Here is a 23,892-nt window from a genome sequence, read left to right on the forward strand (position 1 = left end):
CCTCAGCCCGCAAGGGCAGACCTCCTCGGGGTGGCCTCGGAGTGCACGGCGGTGCACTCCGAGGCCACCTTCGATTCAGCACCGGCCCCCGCGCCGGTAGACAGGGAAGGACCCATGCGACAGGTACTGAGCCGACAGGTACTGGGCAAGGGGGTGCTCACCGCTGCGGCCGCCTCCGGCCTGCTGTCCCTCGCGGCCGGCGCGGCGTGCGCCCATTCCGCGGAGGCCTCTCATTCGCCGGGCGTGCTGTCCGGGAACAGCGTCTCGGTACCGATCACGGTCGCACCGAACCTGTGCGGCAACAGCGTGGACGCGGGCGCGGCGCTCAACCCCTCCTTCGGGAACACGTGCGTCAGCACCACCGCCTCCGACGGCGGTTCGCACGCCGCCGGGCACGACCACGAGCGCCACCTGAGCCCCGAGCGGGCCGAGGACCTGCGGCGCTACCTCGACGAGCAGCCGGGCGGGCGGCACGCCCTGCCCCGCCCGCACCACGAGGAGGAGCGTGAGTCCGCGGAACCCCGCGCGCACGCCCCCCGGCACGCGGCACCCCGCCACGACGCCCCCGCCTCCTGGCACGCGGGCGGCCCGCACGGCGACGGCCCGCACGCGGACGGCCCCGGCGACGGCGGCGAGGAGGAGTGCGACGACCACCCGCCGCGGCACGCGGAGCACCCGGCGCCCCACTCGGCCCCGCCCGCGCCGCACCACCCGAAGCCCGGGCCGGAGGTGTGGCCCGCCCCGAAGCCGGAACCGCGGCCGCAGCACGGGCCGATGACCGGGCACCCGGCCCCGCTCCCCGCCCCGGCGCCGCAGACCCCGCAGCCCGAGGAGCAGCCCCACACGCTCCCGGCCCCGCAGCCCGAGGAGCAGCCCGGCGCGGAACTCCCCGAGCCCCGGCCGCCGCACGGCAGCCAGCCGGTGCGTCCCGCGCCGGCCCCCGCCCCCGTACCGGAGGCCGTCCGTCCGGCGGACCAGCCCCCGGCGGCCCCGGCCGGCGACTTCCCGGTCCACGTGCCGTCGGCGCCCGCCCCCGCGCCCGCCCCCGCCCAGGCGGTCGCGGCCGCCCAGCCGGCTCCCGCGCCCGCCCTCGCGGCCCCGCCGGAACTGGCGGCCACCGGAGCGGGCCAGACCTCGGCCCTGGCGGCCCTCGCCTCGGCCCTCGTCCTCGGCGGCGCCATTCTGTACCGGCGGTCCCGCATCGTCTGACCGGGAATACCGGTAATCAGAAGAAATATCGGCCGGAGAATCCCCAGCGGATTCTCCGGCCGCTGCCGTGCGTCCCGCTCCGGCGTTTCCGTAGCCACCGGTAATCGTTAGCCAGGTCGAAAGCGGCGCGACGGCGCCGCTGGCACCTCTGTCCACGAAAAGAAGAGGATTTCGATAATGAAGCTCTCCAAGGCCGCTGCTGTCGTCGCCGGCTCCGTCGCCGCCCTGGGTGCGGCGGCTCCGGCCTTCGCGGCCGAGGCTCCCGCCGGCCCTCCCATGAGCCTGTCGGCCGGATGGAACACGGCGCTGAGCGCTGTCGAGCCCGTCGTCGCCTCGTCCCCCGAGACGGTGGGCATGGCCCTCGCCGAGCAGGGGGACGCCGTCAACGGGGTCGTCCACACCGCGCAGGGGGTGAACAAGCTCCGCAACAACGCCCCCGCCGAGGTGCTGGGCCTGGCGAACGGGGCGACCAAGGCCTCCCCGCTGCTCGGCGGGGTGAAGCTCAACGGCGGCGCCAACTGAGCGGCCCGGAAACGACTGTGGGCGCCCCCGGCCGTGCCGGGGGCGCCCACAGTCGTGTGGTGCGGATCGCGACGTGCGTCAGTCGTTGACGCAGACGTTGCCGAAAGCCGGGTTCAGCACGCCGATCACGTCGACGGAGTTGCCGCAGACGTTGATCGGGATGTGGAGCGGGACCTGGACCAGGTTGCCCGAGAGGACACCGGGGGAGTTCACGGCCGCACCCTCGGCCAGGGAGTCGGCGGAGGCCGCGCCGGCGGCACCGGCCACAGCGAGACCAGCGGAGGCCAGGGCCACAGCGGCCTTCTTGGCAGCAGCGTTCATGAGGAGTGCACCTTCTCTTCGATGTCCAGCCCCGGTCCGGGGCTCACACGAAGCGAAACGGTCCAGCTTCCCGGACGACACGGCTGCGGGCCGGATCGGAGCAGAACCAGACTCGTTCGGCTCAACCGCCGCATCCGTGTCGCCCGCCAGCCTCCGCTCCCGCCTAGTTGCGGACGGGGAGGTCGGGAATGTCGGGGATGTCAGGGATCTCGGTGAGGTCGGGGATCGCCGGGGTGGCCGGCGTCGCGGGGGTGGCCGGCGCCGCCGACGGCAGCTTGACCGGCGGGACGGTCACCCCGGCGGGCAGGTCCGGCAGCTTGATCTCGGGGATCTTGGGCAGCTCGATGACCGGCAGCTTCACCCCGGGGGGCAGCAGGCCGCTGAGGGACTTCAGCAGGTCCTGCAGGGTCTTGTTCAGGCTCGTCAGGAGGTCGTCGATCGGCCCGGCCGCGACGCGCCCGGGGGCCGCTCCGACTTCCTCGATCCGCTCGATCTGCTCCTGCACGGCGGACGCCCGCCTCTCCAGGACGGAGCCGCCGTCGGCGGCGGCTGCGGGGGCCGCCGCCGCGCCGGACAGTATGACGGCGGTGAGGACCGACGGGACGAGGACGCGGAGGCGGGACGGCTTCGTGCGCATGAGGGCTTCCTTCGGTGGTCGCGCGTGAGCGGACGGGAACAATCCGCTTCCTCACCCACCGTGCGTACACCTTCTACGGAGCGCAACACGATCTTGAACGGGCAGAGCCGGACTTGGGGGCTGCGTACGGGCTTCGCGCAGGCGTCCGGAGCGGCCTCACCCGCCCTGGGGAAAAGCCGTCCCCGCGCGAGCCGTTTGAGTGAAGCAGCGGAACCAACCCTCCGGGAGCCCAGTTGATCAGGGCGCTCCACAAGCGGGCACTCGTGCGACAAAAGGATCAATGATGCTCAAGAAGATCATGACCGCCACCGCGGTCACCGCCGCCGTCATCGGTGCGGGCGCTGCCGCTGCCGCCCCGGCCATGGCCGTCGGCAACGACAACGGGATCAACACCGTCAACGGCAACGGTGCCCAGCAGATCTACGGCAACCAGAAGACCACGGGCGCCATGAGCCCCCAGCTGAGCCTGGTCCAGGGCACCCTGAACAAGCCCTGCATCGGCCTGCCGGCGAAGGTCAACGCCCAGTCGCTGGTCGCCCTGCTCAACATCGGTGTCCAGGACATCAACGTCCTGTCCAACCCGCAGAACCAGCAGTGCACCGAGAACTCCACCCAGGCCAAGGGCGACGAGCCGCTTTCCCACATCCTGAGCAACATCCCGGTCCTCTCCGGCAACGGCTCGATCGGCAGCTGATCCCTCCGCTCGACCCTTTCCGGTCAGGGCCCACCGGCGCCCGTGGAGCGAAGTGACGAGGGCCCCGGCGGCGTCCAGCCGCCGGGGCCCTCGTGCGCGTCCGGCCGCCGCCGTCAGCCCGTCCAGAAGTCCCACCACCGGGTCAGGACCAGCATCCCGATCACCCCGGTGTGCAGGGCGGGCGGGGCCCACGCGAAGTCGGTGAACAGGACCCGCAGCGGGCCGGGCGCGGGCAGGTGTCCGGCGCGGACGTTGTGCGCCGTGACCGCCCAGAACATCAGCAGGGTCGCCACCCAGGCCAGGCAGCACCACAGGCACAGGGCGTTGATCTCGTACAGGGACTGGACCATCAGCCAGGCGCAGAAGCCGGTACCGAAGAGCGTCCCGGCGTTCAGTCCCAGCCAGAACCAGCCGCGGTGGCGGGCGCCGGCCAGGAGTCCGGCGCCGACGCAGACCACGACGGCGTAACAGGCCAGCCCGAGCATCGGGTTGGGGAAGCCGAAGGCCGCGGCCTGCTCGCTCTGCATGACGCTGCCGCAGGACACCACGGGGTTGAGGCTGCAGGCGGGCTTGAAGTCCGGGTCCTCCAGCAGGAGGAACTTGTCGAGGGTGATCACCCAGGAGGCGAGCAGCCCGGCGGCTCCGGTGGCCGCCAGCAGCCAGGCCAGACCCCGGGGGGCGGCCGGTTGGTCTTCGGGGCGGATGCGGGGGCGGCCCTGCTGGCTGGGGACGCCCACTGTGTTCGTTGCCATGGCGCCCATGCTGCCGGGCGGCGCGCCGTGAGGGCCGCGAACATGGGCCGGGCGTACGGAACTTGACCTGAAGGTGTGGCGCGAACCCTGGTTGCTTCCCGGACGTTTTACCGAATCCCGGACGTGATGTCAGCACGAGGGGCTACGTTGTGCTTCCGCTGAGTGACAAGCTGCGACGGCCTGGAGACCCACCTTGAGCGATCCGTACGAGACAACCGAGGCGCACCTCGAGCGACTCCTGGGCCGCGCCCTCAACTCCTTCGACCTGCCGGACCGGTTGGTCGAGCGCCTCGGCACGGCGCTCGCCCACAGCTCTTCGCTGTACACCACCCACCACAGCCCGTCGGCGGGTCTGTGGCGGGAGACCCACCGGCACACCTACCTGCTGTCGGACGGTGGCGCGGCCTCCCTGTGGGAGCTGTCCTACCGGCTCCGGGAGGACCGGAGCACCCGCTGCGAGGTCTTCACGAGCAAGGACGAACTGGCCCTGGCCGTGGCCCGGCTGTTCGGCGAGGCCCCCTCGGAGGGGCTGCCGCTGCCCGCGCAGGACCGGGGCGGGGAGGAGGGGGCGCAGGGCGATCTGGCGGAGCTGGGCGCGCTGTTGGCGGCCTCGGCGCCCTGCCGGCGCCGGCGCGAGTACACGCCGGAGCAGTCCGCGGACCACGCCCGGCGGGTGCTGCGCCGCGCGGAGAACGCCGACCGCCCCGGGGAGGGGGTGGCGACGCTGCTGCGCTCGGCGTACGCGCACCACATCACCCAGGCGTTCGGCGGCCGGCAGTGCCTGCCCGACGGGCGGGACGCCGGGTTCAGCCTGTACGAGCACGCCTTCGTGCTGCTCGACGGGAGCGAGCTCAGCCTGTGGGAGGTCGAGCACACGGCCACGCCGGACGGGCGGCACATGTGCGAGGTCTACGAGAGCGAGGCCGCCGCGCGCGGGGCGATGGAGCTGCGGGGCCGGGTGCGCTGACCGCGGCGGGCCGCCCGCCCCTGTGACCGCGGCCGGGCCGGTCAGGTCCGGGTCAGCGGGAGGTCCAGCGGCAGGTCCCGGGTGACGCGCACCGTCTCGGGGCGCAGGTCGGCCGGGGACGGCATGACGCTGCCCGGCAGCTGTACGGCGGCCGCGCCGTGGGCGAGGGCGGAGGCGAGGGCGGCGGGGCCGGTGCCCCCGGCGGTGAGGAAGCCGGCCAGGGCGGCGTCGCCGGCCCCGACGTCGCTGCGGACCGCCGGGGCCGGCGCCGTGCCGTGGTACGCGCCCTCGGCGGTGACCAGGAGCTGGCCGCCCCCGCCGAGGGAGGCCAGCACGGCGCCCGCGCCGCGTGACAGCAGCTCCTCGGCGGCCTTGACCGCGTCGCCGAGGGTGGCCAGCGGCCGGTCCACGGCTTCGGCGAGTTCGGCGGCGTTGGGCTTGACGACGTCCGGGCGGGCGGGCAGGGCCGCCGCCAGGGCGGCGCCGGAGGTGTCCAGGGCGACGCGGGCGCCGGCCTCGTGGGCGCGGGAGACGAGTTCGGCGTACCACCGGGGATCGAGGCCGGGCGGCAGGCTGCCGCAGCAGGCGATCCAGTCGGCGCCGGCCGAGCCGCGGACGGTGTCGAGGAGGAGGGCCGACTCCTGGGCGGAGAGCTCCGGACCCGCCGCGTTGATCTTCGTGAGGGTGCCGTCCGGTTCGGCGACCGCGATGTTGGAGCGGGTCAGTCCGGCGATCGAGACGGCGGTGACGTCCACGCCCTCGGCGGCCAGGAGCTCGGCGAGCAGGGTCCCGGCGGGGCCGCCCAGGGGGAGGACCGCGGTGGTGGACGCGCCGGCCGCCGCGAGGGCCCGCGAGACGTTGACCCCCTTGCCGCCCGGGTCGACCCGCTCCCCGGCGGCGCGGAGGACCGTACCGCGGTCCAGCGAGGGGACCTCGTAGGTCCGGTCGAGGGAGGGGTTGGGGGTGACGGTCAGGATCATGCGAGCCCCTGTGGGTTCATGTCCGTTCGGTGCCGGATTCTGTCGCTTCTCCTTCACCCTACGCCGAGAATCGGGGAAAACAAATAAAAACGGACATTCCCCCCTCGATGCGGGGGGAATGTCCGGACCCGGGCGGGCGACGCCGGGGCTAGCCGTGGGCTTCCGCGACGGCCCCTTCGCGCTCCGCGAGCGGGATCTGCCGGCGCGGCAGCACGAACATCACCGCGAAGATCGCGACGAGCACCGCCACGACCCACCACAGCGCGCCGCGGAAGGCCTCGACGTAGGGCACGCCGAGGATCCGGTCGTCCTCGATCGACCCGAAGAAGACGACGGAGGTCAGGGCGAGGCCGAGCGCGTTGCCCATCTGGCCGGTGGTGTTGATCAGGCCGGAGGCCGATCCGGCGTGCTCGCGCGGCACCTGGGACAGGATGGTGTCGTTCAGCGGGGCGACGATCAGGCCCATGCCGATGCCCATGACGATCAGCGGGGCGGCCATCTGCCAGGAGGTGATCCCCATGCCGTAGCGCTCGGACTCCCAGATGTAGAGGAGCAGGCCCGCGGCCATGACGAGCGCACCGGCCTGGAGCACCTTGCGGCCGAAGCGGGGGACGAACTTCTCGACGGAGAGCCCGGCGGCGACGGAGACGGCAATGGAGAAGGGGATGCCGGTGCTGCCCGCGCGCAGCGGGCTCCAGCCGAGGCCCATCTGCATGTAGAGCGTCCAGACCAGGAAGAAGATGCCGGTCGCCAGGCCGAAGGCCAGCTGGACCGTGATGCCTCCGGCGAAGCTCTTGATGCGGAAGAGGGAGAGCTCGACGAGCGGGGAGCCATCCTTCTTGATCTTGTACTTCTCGTAGGCGAGGAAGGCGGCGAAGACGAACGGCGAGGCGATCATGGCGGCGAAGCCCCACAGCGGCCAGTCGTTCTCCCGGCCCTGGGTGAGGGGGAAGATCAGCAGGACCAGCGCGAGGGTGGCGAGGACGACGCCCACCAGGTCGAGGCGCAGGGCCTTGGGGGCCTTGGACTCGGAGATGAACCTGCGGCCCAGGATCACGGCGGCGATGCCGACGGGCAGGTTGATCAGGAAGATCGTGCGCCATTCGAGGCCGAAGAGGTCCCACTCGGTGAGCAGCGCGCCGAGCAGCGGTCCGGAGACCGCGCCGAGGCCGACGATCGCGCCGAACATGCCGAAGACCTTGCCGCGCTCGTGCGGCGGGAAGGTGACGTGGATGATCGCCAGGACCTGCGGGACCATCATCGCCGCCATGGCGCCCTGGAGGAGGCGGGAGGCGACGAGCATGCCCGGGTCGGGCGCGATGCCGCAGAGCAGCGAGGCGACGGTGAAGCCGGCGACGCCGACGAGGAAGAGCCGCTTGCGGCCGTAGATGTCACCGAGACGGCCGCCGGTGATCAGACCGGCGGCGAAGGCGAGCGCGTAGCCGGCGGTGATCCACTGGATCGCGCTGGTCGAGGCGCCGAAGTTCTGGCGCATGCTGGGTATCGCGATGTTGACGATCGTGACGTCGACCAGGTCCATGAAGGACGCGGTCATCACGATGGCGAGCGCCAGCCAGCGGCGGCGGTCCGCCGGGGCGGCCGGGTCGCCGGCGGTTTCTGGTGCGGGGGCTGCTTCGGCGGGTGCGTTCCGCTCTTCTCGGACGGGCCCGTTCTCTCTTTCGGGCGATGCCGTGGACGTCTCGGTGCTCATGGAGAGAAACCTAGACGGCATGTAGGCCAGGACGTGTCCTATATCCCTGGCAGTCTTGAAGGATGAACGACACCCCCGGCCGGTTGCTCACCCTGCTGTCCCTGCTCCAGACCCCGCGCGAGTGGCCGGGCAGCGAGCTGGCGCAGCGCCTCGGGGTGAGTGCGCGGACCATCCGGCGGGACATCGAGCGGCTGCGGGAGCTGGGGTACCCGGTGGAGGCCACGCTCGGCGCGGAGGGCGGGTACCGGCTGGTGGCGGGGGCGGCGATGCCGCCGCTGCTGCTGGACGACGAGGAGGCCGTGGCGATCGCGGTGGGGCTGCGGGCGGGGGCCGGCCATGCCATCGAGGGGGTGGAGGAGGCCTCCGTACGCGCCCTCGCGAAGCTGGAGCAGGTCCTGCCGGGCCGGCTGCGGTTCCGGGTGGGGGCCCTCCAGTCGGCGACGGTCGCGGTCACCCGCGGGGACGGCCCGAGCGTGGACCCGCGGACCCTGACGGTGATGGCCGCGGCGGTGGAGGGGCCGGAGCGGCTGCGGTTCGCGTACCGGGCGCGGGACGGGGTGGGCTCGCGCCGGCTGGTGGAGCCGTACCGGCTGGTCAGCACGGGCAGCCGCTGGTACCTCGTCGCCTTCGACCTGGAGCGGGAGGACTGGCGCACCTTCCGGGTGGACCGGGTCAGCGAGCCCTTCGCGACGGGCGCCCGGTTCACCCCGCGGCAGCTGCCGATGGAGGCGGCGGAGTTCGTACGGCGCGGGCTGCGGGGCGGGGAGACGTACCCGGCGGACGTGTCCTTCGCCGCGCCCCCGCAGGAGCTGCCGGCGTGGCTGCGCGCCTGCGCGGTGGCGGAGGCGGCGGGGTCCCGGGTCCGCTTCGAGAGCGGGGACACGCCGGAGTGGCTGGCGGCCCGGATGGCGCTGACGGGGCTGGAGTTCACGGTGCGGGAGCCGGCGTTCCTGGCGCAGGCGGCGCGGGCCCTGGGCGCACGGCTGACCAGGGGCGGCGGCGGGGCACGGACCGAAGGGGCGGACGCCGCAGGGGCGGACGCCGGAGGGGCGGTGGCGGGCGGGGCCTGACGGCGGACGCCAGCGGGCGAGGTTCGGCGGCGGACCGGCGGCGGGGCGGCGGGCGGCGGCGCCTGACAGCGGACCGGCGGCGTCGACACGGGCGGGAGCCCCGGCACCCGGGGGGGGTGGGTACCGGGGCTCGTCCGGGGGCGGCTGCGCGGGCCGGTCAGGCCACCGCGTCGAAGCCGGTGTCGCGGGCCATGCGCTTGAGCTCGAGCAGCGCGTGCTTCTCGATCTGGCGGATCCGCTCGCGGGTCAGGCCGTGCTGCTTGCCGACCTCGGTCAGCGTCCGCTCGCGGCCGTCCTCGATGCCGTAGCGCATCTTGATGATGGAGGCCGTGCGCTGGTCCAGCTTGCCGAGGAGGTCCTCCAGCTCCTCGCTGCGCAGCAGCGAGAGCACGGACTGCTCGGGCGAGATCGCCGAGGTGTCCTCGAGCAGGTCGCCGAACTGGGTGTCGCCCTCGTCGTCGACCGACATGTTGAGGCTGACCGGGTCGCGCGCCCAGTCCAGGACGTCGCCCACGCGCTTCTCCGTGGAGTCGAGCTCGGCGGCGATCTCGGCGTGCTCCGGATCCCGGCCGTTCTCCCGGTTGAACTCGCGCTGGATCCGGCGGATCCGGCCGAGCTCCTCCACCAGGTGGACGGGGAGGCGGATCGTGCGGGACTGGTCCGCGATGGACCGGGTGATGGCCTGGCGGATCCACCAGGTGGCGTACGTGGAGAACTTGAAGCCCTTGGCGTAGTCGAACTTCTCGACCGCGCGGACCAGGCCGGCGTTGCCCTCCTGGACGAGGTCGAGGAGGGGCAGGCCGCTGCGCGGGTAGCGGCGGGCGACGGCCACGACGAGGCGGAGGTTGGAACGGATGAAGATCTCCTTGGCGCGCTCGCCTTCGGCGGCCAGGGCTTCCAGCTCCTCGCGGGCGGGGGTCTCCCCCTCACGCTCTATCGCACCGTCGAGGATCTGCCGGGCGTACACGCCCGCCTCGATCATCTGCGAGAGCTCCACTTCCCTGGCGGCGTCGAGCAGCGGGGTGCGCGCGATCTCGTCGAGGTACATGCCGACCAGGTCGCGGTCGACGATCTCCCCGCCCGCAGCGCGGGCGCTGCTCGTGGACTGACGACGGGCGACGGCGCGGGTTGCCATGCGTGCTCCCTTGCGATGCGGTGAATCGGTCGCGGTGCGTCCTCGGACACTCTTCCGAGTGCCCGCTTCCGAAAGGAAACAACGACTGGAATCGGGACAGAATTCCCACGCGGTCTCCCTTTTTCCAGATCTTGCAGTATCCTGCCCCGCCACCCCGGACGCGGTGGGGGCGACGTACCACAAGGACCCGAAGAGATGCAGGTCAGGCGGGGTAGCGGTCGGCACGGAGGCGCTCCCGGGCCTGCATGACCCCCTACGGCCGTGAGACCGCCCTCACATGCGCCTCTGCCCCGTTCGCCCCGGATCAGCGGCGGTCGCGGTCGCCCTCCCACCCTGAAGACGGGCCCTACCGGCTTCTGGTTGCTCGGACCGGCGATCGAATCGCCGGATATGCGACAAGTAGGAGGTCTCGCCTCAAACCGGTGCACGCCTCTTCGACGGGGGTTCGGGCGTCCGACGGGCGTACGCCCGTCCGGGTGATTCCGCGCCCGTCCGGGTGAAGCGGGGGCATATTCCGTCGGCATGCCACGCCCCGGCCGTAGCGTGCCGGGCGTGATCGCACACATCCCGCGGCCGGCCCGCACCGCGCCGACGAGCGCCCGTTCCGAAGCCGACCCCGACCCCGAGCTGGACGAGGCCCTGTGGCGGGCCTGGCAGGCCATCGACCCTCCCGAGACCTTCCGCGTCGAGATCGTGGAGGGGCTGATCGAGATGTGGCGGGTGGGGCGGCCGTTCACGCACGCCCTCACCGCGAACCGGCTGCGGTCCCTGCTGGCCTCCCACCTCGCGGGCGGCCCGTACGCCCCCTACATGGCGATGTACGTGGTCGGCGGCTACCAGGCCTGGGCCCCCGACGTGCTCCTCGCGCCGGAGGACCTCACCGGGCACGCCGCCCGGGGCGAGCTCGGGATCAGGGCGGCGAGCGTGCCGCTGGTCGCCGAGGTCGTGGCGCCGGGACCGCAGGACGTCGCGCGGGACCGGGTGCGCAAGCGCCGTGCGTACGCCCGGGCCGGGATCCCGGTGTACGTGATCGTCGACGACTACGACGGCCGCGGCACCGTCAGCGTGCTGACCGGCCCCGTTCCCGACGAGGCGCGGTACGCGTCGGAGGTGCGGGCGCCGTACGGGACCGGGGTGGCCGTCCCCGAGGGCCCGGCCCGGGGCTTCGTGATCGGAGAGCAGGTCACCGGCCCGCTGCGGACCCCTTAGGCGCGTTCAGCCCCCGAACTGGAGGGAGCGCTTGGACAGGCCCATCCAGAACCCGTCCACCGCCGTGTGCTGGGCGGTGAGGTCGGATCCGGCGGCCCCGAGGGTGACGAAGAGCGGGGCGAAGTGCTCCGTGCGCGGGTGGGCCAGGCGCCCCGCCGGGGACTTGGCCTCGAAGTCGAGCAGGGCGTCGACGTCGCGGGCGGCGAGCACCTCGCGGCCCCAGGCGTCGAACTCGGCCGACCAGGCGGGCACGCCGGGGCCGGTGTGCCGCAGCGCGGCCAGATTGTGGGTGAAGAAGCCGCTCCCGACGATCAGGACGCCCTCGTCGCGCAGCGGGGCGAGCCTGCGGCCGATGTCCATCAGCCGGGCCGGGTCCAGCGTGGGCATGGAGACCTGGAGGACCGGTACGTCGGCCTCCGGGTACATCTCGACGAGCGGGACGTACGCGCCGTGGTCCAGGCCGCGGTCCGGGACGTCCTGGACCGGGGTGCCGGGCCCCTTGAGCAGGGCGCGGACCGAGGCGGCGAGCCCGGGCGCGCCCGGGGCCCCGTACCGGACCCGGTAGTAGTGCTCGGGGAAGCCCCAGAAGTCGTGGACCAGGGGGACGGTCTCGGTGGCGCCGAGGGCCAGCGGGGCCTCCTCCCAGTGCGCGGAGACCATCAGGACGGCCCGCGGCCGGGGTATCCGGCCGGACCAGGCGGCGAGCTCGCCCGGCCAGAGCGGGTCGTCGGCGAGCGGCGGCGCCCCGTGGCTGAGGTAGAGCGCCGGCATGCGGGGGGTCTCGGTGGTCACGGGAGGCGCTCCTCGGTCAGTCGTCGGTGCGGGGCCGCGCACGACGCGCTGCGGCTTCCGGCGGACGCGGTGCGGGGTCCCCTGAAAAGACTAACCCCGCTTCGTTCAAATTTGAACGAAGCGGGGTCTTCAGTCATTCCCGCACGGGGCGCCCCGTCAGTGGGCGACCACCGGGATCTTGAGCTCGGCTTCCTCACCGGCGCCCGACCCGGAGGCCACCGGGCCGCCGGAGCCCGGACGGCCGGTGCTGATCAGCGTGAACGCGATGGCCGCGCTGGCCACGAGGATGCCGACGGCCCACCAGATCGCGGACGCGTAGCCCTCGACCATGGCCTGCGCCTGCACCAGCTTCGCCGCCGGGCCGCCCGCCGCGGCCGCGGCCGCATGGTCGGTCAGGTACGCGGTGGTCGCCGAGGCGGCGATGGTGTTCAGCAGGGCGGTGCCGATCGCGCCGCCCACCTGCTGGGAGGTGTTGACCATCGCCGAGGCCACACCGGCGTCGGCCGGGTTCACCCCGTACGTGGCCAGGGACATCGCCGGCATGAAGGCCGTACCCATGCCGAGGCCCAGCAGCAGCTGCGCCGGCAGGATCAGCGCCGGGTAGGAGGAGCCGACCTCCAGCTGGGTCAGCATCAGCATGCCGAGGCCGGCGAGCAGGAAGCCCGGGCCCATCAGCAGCCGCGGCGCGACCCGGGTCATCAGCCGGGCGCCGATCTGGGTGGAGCCCGTGATCATGCCGGCGATCATCGGCAGGAAGGCGAAGCCGGTCTTGACGGGCGAGAAGCCCTTCACGACCTGGAGGTAGTAGGTGAGGAAGAGGAACAGGCCGAACATCGAGATGACGGCCAGGCCCAGCGAGAGGTAGACACCGCCGCGGTTGCGCTCCAGCAGCACGCGCAGCGGCAGCAGCGGGGACGCGACCTTGGACTCGACGAACACGAAGGCCGCGAGCAGCGCCGCGGACGCGACGAACATGGCGACGGTGACGGTGTCGGACCAGCCCGCCGACTCGGCGCGCGTGAAGCCGTACACGAGCGCGACCAGGCCCAGGGTCGAGAGGATCACGCCGGGGACGTCGAGGCGCGCGCTGTTGCGGGAGCCGGCCGGCTCGCGGATGACCATCCAGGCACCGGCGGCCGCGACGATCGCGAAGGGGATGTTGACGAAGAAGGTCCAGCGCCAGTTGAGGTACTCGGTCAGGAAGCCGCCGAGGATCAGGCCGACGGCGCCGCCGCCGCCCGCGATCGCACCGTAGATGCCGAAGGCCTTGGCGCGCTCCTTGGCGTCGGTGAAGGTGACCGCGAGCAGGGAGAGCGCGGCCGGGGCGAGCAGCGCGCCGAAGGCGCCCTGCAGGGCGCGGGCGCCCAGCATCATCGCCTCACCGGTCGCGGCGCCGCCCAGGGCGGAGGCCAGGGCGAAGCCGATCAGGCCCGTGACGAAGGCGTTCTTGCGCCCCCACTTGTCGGCGATGCGGCCGCCGAAGAGGAGCAGTCCGCCGAAGGCCAGCGCGTACGCGGTGATGACCCACTGGCGGTTGCCGTCCGAGATGCCCAGATCGGTCTGGGCGGAAGGGAGGGCGATGTTCACGATGGTCGCGTCGAGGACGACCATCAGCTGCGCCAGGGCGATGAAGACCAGGGCCTTCCACCGACTGGGGTCGACGGCAGCCGGCGAGGCGGTCGCGGCTGTTTTTGACATGGGGGTACCCACTTCACTGTGCGGATGAATGAAAATGACTGAAAAAGAAGTGTTTTGAGGCTGTTTGAGGTTATGGGGGTGGAGGGGCGGCCGTCACCTGGTTTTCAGGCCCGGGACGCGTGCCTGAGGTCCTCCAACGTGGCGGCCGTGCCGGGCAGTTCGGACCGGGCCGGGGCCCGCAGCCCGTCCAGGAAGAGCTGGAGGTGGCGGTGCGCGAACCGGTCCGCACCCAGGCAGTCGGTCCCCGGCAGGGGGCGGCTGAGCTGGGACAGCGCGACCATGAGGTCGCCGACGCCGATGTCGGCGCGCAGCAGGCCGGCGCCCTGGCCGGCGGCGACCAGGGTCTCGACCGCCGACTCCAGCGCGTCGCGGGCGGCGTGGAGTTCGGGGTGGTCGTGGTCGAAGCCGTCGGAGAGCATCGGGCACAGGGCGCCGATCCGCTCGTCGGCCGCGGCGTGCGTGAAGCGGCAGAGCGCCGCGAAGGCGTCCGGCTCCTGCGCCAGCGAGTCCTCGGCCAGGGCGGTGACCCGGTCCATCACGTAGAGCACCACGTGGTGGACGAGGGCGGCCCGGTCGGGGAAGTGCCGGTACAGGGTCGCGTTGCCGATGCCGGCTCGGCGGGCGATCTCGTCCAGGGGGGCGTCCGCACCGGCCTCGACGAACATCTCGCGCGCCGCCACCAGAATCCGCTCCCGGTTGCGCACGGCGTCGGCGCGCGGCTTCGGGACCCGGGCGGGGGTGGGGGCGGTGGTCGCGGCGAGGTCCACGGCCGCCGTGGGGGCGGCCGCCGGGGTGCGGGCGGAGCTCTTCATTCCGGGGCCTTCCTGGGGTGCGGCGGACGGGACGGGTGGTGCTGGATGAGCGCCACGGGGGTGCGGCGGTCATGCGGCGCCCCCGATCCGGGGAGCCGGTCCCCGCTTCGTGAGGACTCTCGTTCAAACGGGGATCGACTCCCCGGTTATTTCACTCGTGCGTGTGAGCCGCACCACACACGCAAGAGGGTTCCTTTGCCCCGGTTGGATCACATTTGGAGGCTTTCGACGGGCGGGCGTGTCGCAATCGTCGGAGGGTGAGCGCACAGAGCAGTCCGGACCCGGCCGGCTGCCGCGGACCGAAGGCGAGCTCCATGACGCAGACCCGCCGCCGGATACGCAGACCCTGTCGCGCCGGCGCGTTCATCGGCCTCACCGCACTGGCCCTGGGCGTCACCGCCACCGCGAGCGGCGGCATATCCCCCCGCGGCCACTCGGCCTCCGGCCCCGTGGCGACGAGCGCCGAATCGGCCCTGGCGCCGTGCCGGATCGCCGGGACCATGGGCGTGCAGATGTCGGAGGGCCTGCCGACGCCTCCGGGGTACTCCCGCTCCACCGGCGAGGTCCGCGCACTGAACCTGATGATCGACTTCCCCGACGCCAAGGGCGAGGGCACCGCCATGGACCGGCTGGCGGAATTCTTCCCCCAGACCTCCGACTGGTTCCGCACCAGCTCCTACGGGCGCCTCACCTACCGGGCCGACTCACCCGTACGGAACTGGCTGCGGATGCCGATGCCCTTCGCCGCGTACGGCATCGAGCGCGGCTCCCCCTACGAGCCCGGCTACCGCCAGCTCGTCGAGCACATCGCCAAGGCCGCCGACCCCGAGGTGGACTTCAGCCGGTACGACCTGGTCAACATCCTCGTCACCCCGAACGCCGGCCCCTCCGCGCTGGACACCGTCCTGTCCGTCACCTTCTCCGGCAACGGGGAGGCGCCGATGGCCGACGGGGTGCCGCTCGCGAACACGTCCTTCATCTACAGCCGCCAGGACGACGGTTCGGGCTCCTACCGCGAGACCGGGTACCGGGTCCTCCCCCACGAGAACGGGCACGTCTTCGGACTGCCCGACCTCTACACCTCCGACGGCGGCGGCACCGTAGGGCACTGGGACATCATGAGCGAGGACTGGGGCGCCAACAACGACCTCCTCGGCTGGCACAAGTGGAAGCTCGGCTGGCTCGACGCCGCGCAGGTCAGCTGCGCCGCCAGGCCGGGAGCCAGTGAGCACGTCCTGTCCCCGCTGGCCGTCCGGGGCGGCACGAAGCTGGCCTTCGTGCCGCTCTCGGAGAGCGCCGGCTACGCGATCGAGGTCCGCACCCGCGGCGGCAACGACGAGGCCGTCTGCAAGCCCGGCGTACTCATCTACAAGGTCGACTCGGACGTGGACACCGGGCGCGGCCCGGTCACCGTCTCGGACAGCGCGAGCGGCAGCGGCGGCTGTACGCGGCGGCCCAACGTGCACGCGGAACTGTCGGACGCACCGTTCCGGCCGGGCGAGACCTTCACCGACGAGCAGGCGGGCATCGGCATCAGCGTGGTGGGCGAGCTGCCGGGCGGCCGCTACCGGGTACGGGTGACCCGGCCCTGACGGGGCGCCCGCACCTCCCCCACCCCCACCGAAGGAGCCCTCGTGACCGCGAGCCCCACGACCCCCACGACCCCCGAAGAGCGCCTGGCGGCGGCCGGCCTGGAACTGCCGCCGGCCCCGGCGCCCGTCGCCGTCTACGTACCGGCGGTGGTGAGCGGGCACTACGTCCACACCTCCGGCCAGCTGCCGATGGTGGACGGCGCGCTGCCGCTCACCGGCAAGGTGGGCGCCGGGGTCACCCCGGAGCAGGGCCGGGAGCTGGCGCAGCGGTGCGCGCTGAACGCCCTCGCCGCGGTGGCGGCGGTCGCCGGGGACCTGTCCGCCGTGAAGCGGGTGGTCAAGGTGGTCGGCTTCGTCGCGAGCGCCCCGGACTTCACGGGCCAGCCGGGCGTGGTCAACGGCGCGAGCGAACTGCTCGGCACGGCCTTCGGCGACGCCGGCATCCACACGCGGAGCGCGGTCGGAGTGGCCGTGCTGCCGCTGGACGCGCCGGTGGAGGTGGAGATCACCGTGGAGCTGCACACGCCGATGGGGTTGTGAGCGGCCCCGGCACGCGGGGGCGGACCCGTGTGCCGGCCGAACCTCCGGGGCGCCGGGCGCGTCACCAGGGGCATGACCGAGTACACGAAACCCCGCCGCGGGGGCGCCTACTCCCGGCTCCGCCCCGGCCGCGGGGGCGTGGTCGCGGCCCTCGCCGTCCTGACCGCGCTGGTGCTGCTCGCGCACCCCTGGATCCCCAGCGGCCCGGCGGCCCGCCACCTCGGCAGCCTCGTGCAGACCTTCCTGCCCTGGACCGGGCTCGCGGTGCCCGTACTGGCGGCCGCCGCCCTGCTCCGGCGCTCCCGGCGCGCGCTGGCCGCCGTACTGCTGCCCGCCCTGGTGTGGGGCGGGCTGTACGGGAGCGCCCTGGGGGACGGCGCGCGGGGCGGCCCGGCCTTGGCCGACCTGACCGTCGTCACCCACAACGTGGACGACGCCAACCCCGACCCGGCGGGCACCGCCCGCGCCGTGGCCGCCTCCGGCGCGCAGCTGATCGCCCTGGAGGAACTGACCCGGCCCGCGCTGGACGCGTACGAACGGGAGCTGGCCGCGAGCCACCCGTACCACGTGGTCCAGGGCACGGTGGGGCTGTGGAGCACCTTCCCGCTGCGCGGTGCGGGCGGCACGCCGATCGTGCCGTGGCGGCTCCTCCTGCGCGCCACCGCCGAGACCCCGAAGGGGCCCGTCACGGTGTACGTGGCCCACCTGCCCTCCGTCCGGCTGGGCGCGGGGGGCTTCGCCACGGAGCGCCGTGACGAGGCCGCCCGCAACCTCGCCGCGCAGCTGCGGGCGGGCCCGGCCGGGCGGACCGTGCTGGTCGGCGACTTCAACGGCACCACCGCGGACGGGGCGCTGGCCCCGGTGACGGGGGGCTTCACCGCCGCCCAGGAGGCGGTGGGCGCCGGGTTCGGCTTCAGCTGGCCCGCCCGGTTCCCGGTCGCCCGGATCGACCAGATCCTGCTGCGGGGCGGCCTGACCCCGCTGGCCGCCTGGACCCTCCCGCCCACCAGGAGCGACCACCTCCCGGTGGCGGCATCCCTGCGCTACTGAGCACCCCACCCGTCTCGGACCGCGACGTCAGGGCACCCGGCCCACCCGCCCTCGCCGCCCGGACCAAGCACACGTATCTCCGCTTACGGATCATGCGCCACCCGCTACACTGACCGCGGTGGCTACGCCCTCCGGGGCCGCCGCCACGCCCTGTCACCAAGCACGTCCGAGCGGCCCGCCGGTCCCGGCAGCCGCGAGACACGCTTTCCGACAGATCCCGCCTTCGTAGCTCAGGGGATAGAGCACCGCTCTCCTAAAGCGGGTGTCGCAGGTTCGAATCCTGCCGGGGGCACCAGGGACAACGGCCCGGAGCGATCACGCTCCGGGCCGTTTGGCTGCGCCCACTGGCGCCGTCGCCGCCTCAGCACCCGGTCCGCGGGGTGTTTGCTTCGTCTACGGGGTGGCGAGGGCGCGGGTTGGTGGGGTGGTGGTGCGTTCGGCGGAGGCGAGACGTTCTCTTACCTCGCGCAGGGTTCTGGGGCGGTAGCCGGGGCCGCAGCCGCAGCAGGACTGGCGGAAGTCCAGTCCGGCGTGGAGCAGGACCGCGACGACCCTCCAGGCGTCCCGGTTCCGCCGCGGCGGCGCCTCGAAGGCGTCGCCGGCGAGGAGCAGCGCCCGGCGGCATTTCGGGCAGTGGTACGTCCGCTGCCCGGAGTGCTTGAAGGAGAGCCGGCAGGAGAGGCATACGTACGCGGAGCGGTGGGGCATCCGGCCACTATCCGCGGGCGGGCCTCCGGGCCGCCATGGGTTTTCCCGCGGGCCGGGTTGGTGGGGGGGGTGGTGTCGGAGCTGCACGAGGTCGCGGAGCCCAGGGGCTCGGCGCACTCTTCTGAGCCACCCCCCGTGGCCGCGTCGTACCGTCGTTCGGTGCCAGGCCGGCCCAACGTCGGACAGACTAGCCCGGGGCGCGGGCGGCTACATCAGGTCCGTGAGGTCGGGGCCGCGGCCGTCCAGGAGTTCCGCGTCCTTCAGCCCGTGCGCCGTGGCCCTGCCGAAGTAGGTGGGCTCCCCGGGCTCCGCCTCGACGCCCAGCAGCGTATTCAGTTCCCGTAGCGCCTCCGCGAGGCGGGGTGCGTTGCGGGCGTGCACGCCGGGGTGGGGGGTGCCGCGGAAGTCGCAGGTGGCCCAGACGTCGTGGTGCACCGACAGCATCGCGAAGGGGCCGATGGAGTCGGGCGACACCAGCAGCTCGACCAGGCGGCTCTCCTTGCGGGCGGCGCCTGCCGCGTCGTACCAGGTCCCCGGGCCGACGACGGTGAAGCCCGTCATCTCCGCGCGCGGACGGCCCACCGGCCGGCAGCCCCGGATGTCCTCCGCGAGTCCGGGGTCGCCGAGGGACCTGCCGAGGAGGCTCAGCCCGCTGTCGATGCCCAGCCCGCCCCTGCCGACCTCGAACCAGCTCCATTCCAGGCCTTGCGGGGTGAGCAGTCCGTGCGAGGACAGCACGGCGGAGATCCGTGCCGCCGTCTCCAGCGCCGGTTCCAGTCCGGGCTCGGTGACGTCGTCGAGGTCCCAGAGCCACGAGCCGCTCTCCCTCGGCGCGCGCATCAGGACGGACATGCACTCCCCCGTGGTCGACGAGGTCCCAGGGTCGCATGGTCGGGGGGTTTCGGGTGTGGGAAGCCCTCCCGGGGTGGCGGGAGGGCGGCGTGCGGCGTGACGGGGGGCCGGCGTCAGCTGAGGCCTCGGCTGCGTTCGCCGATGCGGTCGCCCTGGGGGGTGCCGGCGCGCTTGAGCTCCGCCTTGGTGTGGGCTCCGCCCTTCACCTTGCTGCGGACCGGGCCGTCGAAGCCGTGGCCCTGCGTCCGCGGCGGCTGGACCCCTTCCGTCGCCTTCGCGATCACCGTCTGGACGTCCTGCTTCTGCTCTTTGCTCATCCCGTCGTCAACTCCCTCAGGAAGCAGCCAATCGGACTACTGGGATCGTATGCATATATGGGGAGGGATGCACCCGGACCAGTACGTAAAGCTTTCCGGTGGGGAGGGGGAAGTCAGGATGCCGGGCCCGGGGTCCGGTCGAGCAGCTCCTCCGGGCACGGCGTGCCGCGCGGGAGCTGGTACTTCGCCGCGACCCGGTACGCGCCCGGCGCCGGCGCCAGCAGCTCCGTCCAGACGTCCCCGGCGGCGTCCGGGGCCGCCTTGAAGAGGCACCCGGAGGTGTTCGCGTACTCCTTCACCGCCCCCGTGCCGACCGCGCTCCGCGCCTTCGACAGGGGGGTCTCCTGCGGGGGCTCCACCGCCTTGCCCTCGCCGTCCACCAGCCCCAGCCACGGCGAGTGCGGGATCCGCACCAGCACCCGCCCGGGCGCCGAGACGTCGATGACCAGCTGGTCCGCGCCCGCCCGCAGCACCCGGGCGGGACCGGTCACCAGGTCGGTGGGAGCGTCCACCCGGTACAGCCGCCAGTTCTGGTCGCCCCACACCTCGCGCAGGTACGGGAGCCCCGCGCGCACGAGCTGCGCCTCGGCCTCCCCGCCCGAGTCGGGGTGGTCGGCGGGCAGCACCACGTAGTGCACGGCCCAGCGCTCCAGCCAGGCCCGGTAGCTCTCGGCGGTGAGGGTGTCGTCGTAGAACAGCGGGTTGCGCTCGAGGTCGGCCTGCCGGTTCCAGCCGCGCGCGAGGTTCACGTACGAGGGGAAGGCGGAGGACTCCCGGTGGCTGCTGGCGGGGACCACCTCCACCCGGCCCCTGTCCGCCCCGGCCTTGCCGAGCTGGTCGACCAGCGGGGCCAGCTCGCGGTTCCAGGCGGCCACCGGGGTGGTGCGGACGATGTCGGTGACGCTGTTGGTGGTGATCCAGGCGGTCACCCCCGCGAAGGCGAGCAGCAGCGCGCGCCGGCGCCGGGTGCGCGCGGCCGCGTACGGAAGGGCGGCGAGCAGCACCGCTCCGCCGAAGAGCATGACGAGGCGGGTGACGTTCGAACCGACCTGGGAGTCGACCGCCCAGGTCAGGAACACCCCGAAGGTGTAGACGGCGGCCGCGATCCGGACCGTCTTCCACGCCTTCGGCACGAGGAGGGCGACGGCCAGTCCGGCGGCGAAGGGCAGCGCGGCCGAGAGGGGCTTCATCGGCTGCGTCCCGGAGAAGGGGAACAGCCAGGCCGACAGCCCCACGACCGCCGCCGGGGCCAGCCCGAGGGCGTAGGCGCCCGGGCGCCGCCGGCTCAGGAACAGCGCGGCGGCGATCACCCCGAGGAACAGCCCCGCCACCGGGCTCGCGGCGGTCGCCAGCCCGGCCAGCGGCGCCGCGACGGCGGCCTTGGCCCAGCGGCGCCGGGCCCAGGCGCGGGGCCAGCAGAAGACGGCGGCGACGGCCCCGAGCGCGAAGAGCGTGCCGAGGCCGAAGGTGACGCGGCCGGAGAGGGCGTTGCAGAGGAGCCCGTAGACCCCGGCGAGGGCCGGCCACAGGGGGCGCCGGACCGCCCCGCGGCAGCGGGTGAGGATCAGCGCGAGGAGCCCGGCCGAGGCGGTTCCGGCGAGCATCATGGTCGTCCGGACGCCGAGCACGTGCATGACGTACGGCGACACGACGCTGTACGAGACGGGGTGCATGCCCCCGTACCAGGCCAGGTTGTACGCCGTGTCGGGGTGGCGGCCGACGAACTCCGCCCAGGCGTCCTGCGCGGCGAGGTCGCCGCCGCTGTTGGCGAAGCAGAAGAACCAGACGACGTGCAGGACGGCCGCCGTGGCGGTGGCCGCCAGCACCGGGTGCCGGTGCGCCCGGGCGAGCGCGGAACGGAGGCCGGAAGTGGAAGGCGTGCCGGATGTGGCCGGGGTGCCGGATGTGGTCGGCGTGCCGGATGTGGCCGGGGTGCCGGATGCGGCCGGGGTGCCGGATGTGGTCGCGGTGGCCGCCGCGGGCGGCGGCCCGCCGGGGGACTGCCCCGGCTCCGGCTGCCCGGGCGCCGGGGTCGGGGTCGGCCCGGGGCGCTGGCCCGGCCCCGGCCGCCCGGAGTCGGCGGCCGGCTGGGCGGAGGCCGCGGTCGGCTGCGCGGAGTCGGCGGCCGGCTGGGCGGAGGCCGCGGTCGGCCGCCCGGAGTCGGCGGGCGGGTGTGCGGAGGACGCGGCCGGGCGTGCGGAGTCCGGCCCGCGCCCGCGGCCCGGCTGCGCGGGTGGACCGTATTGCTGCTCGGCTGTGCTCACGAACGACGCCCTCTCCCGTCTCGACTCCCTGGACGCGGCGCGGCGCCCCGGGGTCGCCCAGGGCGCCGCGCCGCTCGGGAGTCAGCCGATCCGGGTCAGCTTGCTGCCGAAGCCCGGGGTCTCCAGCTCCCGCTGGAGCGCCACCGGCACCTTCACCTGGCTGGCGCCGTCGCCGACCGTCAGCACCCCGACCTCGGTCCCGGCCTTCGCCGACTCCGGAATCGCGGTGCCGCCGTCGCCCAGCTTGATGTCCACGGTGAGCGAGGGCCAGCCGACCGCCTGGACGTCGGCGGTGGCGACGACCGGCGTGTGGCCGCCGAGCCCGTCGTCCACGTAGCCCACGACCTGCCCCTTCTTCACGACGGGCGCGCCCTGGATCTCCTTCTGCGTGGCGACCAGCAGCTGCTTGCTCGCGGCGATCACGCTGTCGATGATCGGCGGCTTGTGCTGGCCGAGGACCGCGCCGACCAGCAGCTGGTTGGTGTCGCCGACCTTCTTCTGGGCCGCGAAGAGGAGGTTTCCGCCGGCCTTGGTCGTCGTACCGGTCTTGATCCCGAGGGAGTCGTTGAACGGAACCAGGCGGTTCCAGTTCGGCCAGGTCTTGCCGGTCTGGTCGGTCCAGCTGGGCATGCGGGTGATGTCCACCAGCGCCGGGATCTCGACGATCTTCAGCCCCAGCTTCACCTGGTCCTCGGCGGTGCTGACCGTGGTCGCGTCCAGGCCCGAGGGGTCGGTGTAGGTGGTGTTCGTCATGCCGAGTTCCTTGGCGGTGTCGTTCATCTTCTTGACGAACGCCTCCTGGGAACCGGAGTCCCAGCGCGCGAGCAGCCGGGCGATGTTGTTGGCCGAGGGGATCATCAGGGCGGCGATCGCGTCGTATTCAGAGATCTTGTCGCCCTCGTGGACCGTGTTGAGGGTGGACTCGTTGTCCGACTTGTCCTTCTGGCCCTCGGTCTCGGCGGTCTTGTCGACGTCGATCATCGCGCCCTTCTCCCCCTTCTTGAAGGGGTGGTCGCGCAGGATGATGTACGCCGTCATCGACTTCGTGACACTGGCGATCGGCACCGGCTTCTGCTCGCCGGAGCTGCCGATCGTGCCGAGGCCGGCGGCGGCCATGGAGGCCTGGCCCTCGGTGGGCCAGGGCAGGCTGGGCGCCCCGCCCTCGAAGCTGTACGTGGACTTCGCGGTCAGCTTGAGCTTCGGCGCCGGCAGCGGGCGCACCAGCTGCACGATGGCGAGCACGAGGGCCAGGAGCAGCACGATCGGCGCGTAGATCTTGACCCGCCGGATGGCGGTCCGCATCGGGCTGGGCGGCGGGGGCGGGTTGTTGGTGAGGTCCGCCAGCATGTCCAGCGGCGGCCTGGGGGGCAGCGGCTGCTGGGTGGTCCGCTCGCTGGGGTCCAGGCGGGGCGGGGCGGCCGGCGGGGTCGGCTTCACCGCCGGCTTGGCGGCGGGGGCGGGCGCGTCTTCGCCGCGCAGCGGTACGAAGGTGCTGACGCGGCGGTCGCTCTCGCTGCCGGGCTTCCCCGCCGGGGGCGTGGCGGGCTTCTTGGCGGCGTCCTTGGCGCCCGCGTCCGGCTTGACGACGCCGAAGGCGGTGGTACGCGCGTCCCCGGAGGGCTTGTCCGCCGACGGCTTGCCGCCCGCCGGCTTGCCGCCCGTCGGCTTGCCGCCCGCCGGCTCGTCACCCCGCGCCTTGTCCGCGTCCGCCGGAGCCGGGCCCGGCTTCACGGCGCGGAAGACGGCGGTGCGCTCGCTGTCGGTCTCGGAGTCACCCGACGGCTTGGCGGGCTTCTCGGCGTCCGCCGAAGCGGAACCCGGCTTCACCGCACGGAACACGGCCGTACGCTCACTGTCGGCGGCAGGCTTCGCCGCACGCGGGTCCGCAGCGGCCGGGCCGCCCTTCTCCGCATCCGCAGCAGCCGAACCGGAACCCTTGGAGGACGCCGCCGGCTTCTCGGCATCCGCCGAAGCGGAACCCGGCTTCACCGCACGGAACACGGCCGTACGCTCACTGTCGGCGGCAGGCTTCGCCGCACGCGGGTCCGCAGCGGCCGGTA

Annotated in this window: 22 protein-coding genes and 1 tRNA gene; 10 read left to right on the forward strand and 13 right to left on the reverse strand. The window is 73.5% G+C overall.

Annotation, left to right across the window (positions count from 1 at the left end; genetic code table 11):
* The first annotated feature begins 114 nt into the window (after window positions 1–114).
* A complete protein-coding gene (locus ACZ501_RS28630) occupies window positions 115–1,209 on the forward strand; it encodes a chaplin (protein WP_468799355.1) in 1,095 nt (364 codons plus the stop codon).
* Window positions 1,210–1,386: 177 nt separating this feature from the next.
* Window positions 1,387–1,731 carry a hypothetical protein gene (locus ACZ501_RS28635; RefSeq protein ID WP_361607557.1) on the forward strand — a complete coding sequence of 115 codons (345 nt, stop codon included), beginning with the start codon at window positions 1,387–1,389 and terminating at the stop codon, window positions 1,729–1,731.
* A 78-nt stretch (window positions 1,732–1,809) separates the two neighbouring features.
* Here the strand turns inward: ACZ501_RS28635 and ACZ501_RS28640 are convergent, their stop codons facing one another.
* Together ACZ501_RS28640 and ACZ501_RS28645 are read right to left on the reverse strand one after the other, a co-directional pair.
* Window positions 1,810–2,052 (reverse strand): chaplin, encoded by a 243-nt coding sequence (locus ACZ501_RS28640; RefSeq protein WP_361607554.1) that lies wholly within the window; start codon window positions 2,050–2,052, stop codon window positions 1,810–1,812.
* 163 nt (window positions 2,053–2,215) lie between these two features.
* A complete protein-coding gene (locus tag ACZ501_RS28645; protein WP_361607551.1) occupies window positions 2,216–2,689 on the reverse strand; it encodes a hypothetical protein in 474 nt (157 codons plus the stop codon).
* A 283-nt stretch (window positions 2,690–2,972) separates the two neighbouring features.
* Here ACZ501_RS28645 and ACZ501_RS28650 point away from each other — a divergent pair, with 283 nt between their 5' ends.
* Window positions 2,973–3,383, forward strand: a complete 411-nt coding sequence (locus ACZ501_RS28650) for a rodlin (protein WP_468799357.1) — start codon at window positions 2,973–2,975, stop codon at window positions 3,381–3,383.
* 113 nt (window positions 3,384–3,496) lie between these two features.
* Here ACZ501_RS28650 and ACZ501_RS28655 read toward each other — a convergent pair whose 3' ends face one another.
* Window positions 3,497–4,135, reverse strand: coding sequence for a vitamin K epoxide reductase family protein (locus ACZ501_RS28655; RefSeq protein WP_468799359.1), 639 nt, complete (start codon window positions 4,133–4,135; stop codon window positions 3,497–3,499).
* A gap of 193 nt (window positions 4,136–4,328) precedes the next feature.
* On the opposite strand from ACZ501_RS28655, the gene ACZ501_RS28660 reads away from it, so the two are divergent.
* Complete coding sequence (locus tag ACZ501_RS28660; RefSeq protein WP_468799361.1) at window positions 4,329–5,102, forward strand: DUF6227 family protein; 774 nt, start codon at window positions 4,329–4,331, stop codon at window positions 5,100–5,102.
* Window positions 5,103–5,143: 41 nt separating this feature from the next.
* Here ACZ501_RS28660 and pfkB read toward each other — a convergent pair whose 3' ends face one another.
* Entirely contained in the window at window positions 5,144–6,082 is a 939-nt protein-coding gene (pfkB, locus tag ACZ501_RS28665) for a 1-phosphofructokinase (RefSeq protein WP_468799363.1), read from the reverse strand.
* A gap of 148 nt (window positions 6,083–6,230) precedes the next feature.
* Window positions 6,231–7,793 (reverse strand): MFS transporter, encoded by a 1,563-nt coding sequence (locus ACZ501_RS28670; RefSeq protein ID WP_468799365.1) that lies wholly within the window; start codon window positions 7,791–7,793, stop codon window positions 6,231–6,233.
* Window positions 7,794–7,855: 62 nt separating this feature from the next.
* Here ACZ501_RS28670 and ACZ501_RS28675 point away from each other — a divergent pair, with 62 nt between their 5' ends.
* The gene (locus tag ACZ501_RS28675) at window positions 7,856–8,863 is read left to right on the forward strand and encodes a helix-turn-helix transcriptional regulator (protein WP_468799367.1); all 1,008 of its coding nucleotides are present in this window, start codon (window positions 7,856–7,858) and stop codon (window positions 8,861–8,863) included.
* 157 nt (window positions 8,864–9,020) lie between these two features.
* Here the strand turns inward: ACZ501_RS28675 and ACZ501_RS28680 are convergent, their stop codons facing one another.
* Entirely contained in the window at window positions 9,021–9,998 is a 978-nt protein-coding gene (locus tag ACZ501_RS28680) for a sigma-70 family RNA polymerase sigma factor (RefSeq protein ID WP_361606019.1), read from the reverse strand.
* Window positions 9,999–10,550: 552 nt separating this feature from the next.
* Here ACZ501_RS28680 and ACZ501_RS28685 point away from each other — a divergent pair.
* Window positions 10,551–11,207, forward strand: a complete 657-nt coding sequence (locus ACZ501_RS28685; protein ID WP_361606016.1) for a Uma2 family endonuclease — start codon at window positions 10,551–10,553, stop codon at window positions 11,205–11,207.
* Between the two features lie 6 nt (window positions 11,208–11,213).
* Here the strand turns inward: ACZ501_RS28685 and ACZ501_RS28690 are convergent, their stop codons facing one another.
* From ACZ501_RS28690 to ACZ501_RS28700, 3 genes are all read right to left on the reverse strand, one after another.
* Window positions 11,214–11,978, reverse strand: coding sequence for a dioxygenase family protein (locus ACZ501_RS28690; protein ID WP_468799461.1), 765 nt, complete (start codon window positions 11,976–11,978; stop codon window positions 11,214–11,216).
* A 177-nt stretch (window positions 11,979–12,155) separates the two neighbouring features.
* Window positions 12,156–13,697: an MFS transporter gene (locus ACZ501_RS28695; RefSeq protein ID WP_361606013.1), complete on the reverse strand. Its 1,542-nt coding sequence runs from the start codon at window positions 13,695–13,697 to the stop codon at window positions 12,156–12,158.
* Between the two features lie 104 nt (window positions 13,698–13,801).
* Window positions 13,802–14,509 carry a TetR/AcrR family transcriptional regulator gene (locus ACZ501_RS28700; RefSeq protein ID WP_361606010.1) on the reverse strand — a complete coding sequence of 236 codons (708 nt, stop codon included), beginning with the start codon at window positions 14,507–14,509 and terminating at the stop codon, window positions 13,802–13,804.
* Between the two features lie 314 nt (window positions 14,510–14,823).
* On the opposite strand from ACZ501_RS28700, the gene ACZ501_RS28705 reads away from it, so the two are divergent.
* The 4 genes from ACZ501_RS28705 (at window position 14,824) to ACZ501_RS28720 (ending at window position 17,986) form a co-directional block, all read left to right on the forward strand.
* A complete protein-coding gene (locus ACZ501_RS28705; protein WP_362455638.1) occupies window positions 14,824–16,101 on the forward strand; it encodes a M6 family metalloprotease domain-containing protein in 1,278 nt (425 codons plus the stop codon).
* 42 nt (window positions 16,102–16,143) lie between these two features.
* Window positions 16,144–16,641 carry a RidA family protein gene (locus tag ACZ501_RS28710; protein ID WP_468799369.1) on the forward strand — a complete coding sequence of 166 codons (498 nt, stop codon included), beginning with the start codon at window positions 16,144–16,146 and terminating at the stop codon, window positions 16,639–16,641.
* Window positions 16,642–16,713: 72 nt separating this feature from the next.
* The gene (locus ACZ501_RS28715) at window positions 16,714–17,691 is read left to right on the forward strand and encodes an endonuclease/exonuclease/phosphatase family protein (RefSeq protein WP_468799371.1); all 978 of its coding nucleotides are present in this window, start codon (window positions 16,714–16,716) and stop codon (window positions 17,689–17,691) included.
* A gap of 219 nt (window positions 17,692–17,910) precedes the next feature.
* Window positions 17,911–17,986: transfer RNA gene (locus ACZ501_RS28720), tRNA-Arg, on the forward strand.
* 620 nt (window positions 17,987–18,606) lie between these two features.
* Here the strand turns inward: ACZ501_RS28720 and ACZ501_RS28725 are convergent.
* From ACZ501_RS28725 to ACZ501_RS28740, 4 genes are all read right to left on the reverse strand, one after another.
* A complete protein-coding gene (locus tag ACZ501_RS28725; RefSeq protein WP_361605995.1) occupies window positions 18,607–19,251 on the reverse strand; it encodes a hypothetical protein in 645 nt (214 codons plus the stop codon).
* Window positions 19,252–19,364: 113 nt separating this feature from the next.
* Entirely contained in the window at window positions 19,365–19,568 is a 204-nt protein-coding gene (locus ACZ501_RS28730) for a hypothetical protein (RefSeq protein ID WP_361605992.1), read from the reverse strand.
* Window positions 19,569–19,681: 113 nt separating this feature from the next.
* Window positions 19,682–21,832 carry an MFS transporter gene (locus ACZ501_RS28735; RefSeq protein WP_468799373.1) on the reverse strand — a complete coding sequence of 717 codons (2,151 nt, stop codon included), beginning with the start codon at window positions 21,830–21,832 and terminating at the stop codon, window positions 19,682–19,684.
* Between the two features lie 81 nt (window positions 21,833–21,913).
* Window positions 21,914–23,671 carry a D-alanyl-D-alanine carboxypeptidase family protein gene (locus tag ACZ501_RS28740; RefSeq protein WP_468799375.1) on the reverse strand — a complete coding sequence of 586 codons (1,758 nt, stop codon included), beginning with the start codon at window positions 23,669–23,671 and terminating at the stop codon, window positions 21,914–21,916.
* Window positions 23,672–23,892 lie beyond the last annotated feature (221 nt).

The sequence above is a fragment of the Streptomyces sp. NPDC034085 genome, assembly GCF_055575555.1.

What these genes read in the sequence shown, in the direction of transcription:
- ACZ501_RS28630 (WP_468799355.1), top strand. Translation starts at nt 115, where the DNA reads ATGCGACAGGTACTGAGCCGACAGGTACTGGGCAAGGGGGTGCTCACC.
- ACZ501_RS28635 (WP_361607557.1), top strand. Translation starts at nt 1,387, where the DNA reads ATGAAGCTCTCCAAGGCCGCTGCTGTCGTCGCCGGCTCCGTCGCCGCC.
- ACZ501_RS28640 (WP_361607554.1), bottom strand. Translation starts at nt 2,052, where the DNA reads ATGAACGCTGCTGCCAAGAAGGCCGCTGTGGCCCTGGCCTCCGCTGGT.
- ACZ501_RS28645 (WP_361607551.1), bottom strand. Translation starts at nt 2,689, where the DNA reads ATGCGCACGAAGCCGTCCCGCCTCCGCGTCCTCGTCCCGTCGGTCCTC.
- ACZ501_RS28650 (WP_468799357.1), top strand. Translation starts at nt 2,973, where the DNA reads ATGCTCAAGAAGATCATGACCGCCACCGCGGTCACCGCCGCCGTCATC.
- ACZ501_RS28655 (WP_468799359.1), bottom strand. Translation starts at nt 4,135, where the DNA reads ATGGCAACGAACACAGTGGGCGTCCCCAGCCAGCAGGGCCGCCCCCGC.
- pfkB (WP_468799363.1), bottom strand. Translation starts at nt 6,082, where the DNA reads ATGATCCTGACCGTCACCCCCAACCCCTCCCTCGACCGGACCTACGAG.
- ACZ501_RS28670 (WP_468799365.1), bottom strand. Translation starts at nt 7,793, where the DNA reads ATGAGCACCGAGACGTCCACGGCATCGCCCGAAAGAGAGAACGGGCCC.
- ACZ501_RS28675 (WP_468799367.1), top strand. Translation starts at nt 7,856, where the DNA reads ATGAACGACACCCCCGGCCGGTTGCTCACCCTGCTGTCCCTGCTCCAG.
- ACZ501_RS28680 (WP_361606019.1), bottom strand. Translation starts at nt 9,998, where the DNA reads ATGGCAACCCGCGCCGTCGCCCGTCGTCAGTCCACGAGCAGCGCCCGC.
- ACZ501_RS28690 (WP_468799461.1), bottom strand. Translation starts at nt 11,978, where the DNA reads ATGCCGGCGCTCTACCTCAGCCACGGGGCGCCGCCGCTCGCCGACGAC.
- ACZ501_RS28695 (WP_361606013.1), bottom strand. Translation starts at nt 13,697, where the DNA reads ATGTCAAAAACAGCCGCGACCGCCTCGCCGGCTGCCGTCGACCCCAGT.
- ACZ501_RS28700 (WP_361606010.1), bottom strand. Translation starts at nt 14,509, where the DNA reads ATGAAGAGCTCCGCCCGCACCCCGGCGGCCGCCCCCACGGCGGCCGTG.
- ACZ501_RS28705 (WP_362455638.1), top strand. Translation starts at nt 14,824, where the DNA reads ATGACGCAGACCCGCCGCCGGATACGCAGACCCTGTCGCGCCGGCGCG.
- ACZ501_RS28715 (WP_468799371.1), top strand. Translation starts at nt 16,714, where the DNA reads ATGACCGAGTACACGAAACCCCGCCGCGGGGGCGCCTACTCCCGGCTC.
- ACZ501_RS28725 (WP_361605995.1), bottom strand. Translation starts at nt 19,251, where the DNA reads ATGTCCGTCCTGATGCGCGCGCCGAGGGAGAGCGGCTCGTGGCTCTGG.
- ACZ501_RS28730 (WP_361605992.1), bottom strand. Translation starts at nt 19,568, where the DNA reads ATGAGCAAAGAGCAGAAGCAGGACGTCCAGACGGTGATCGCGAAGGCG.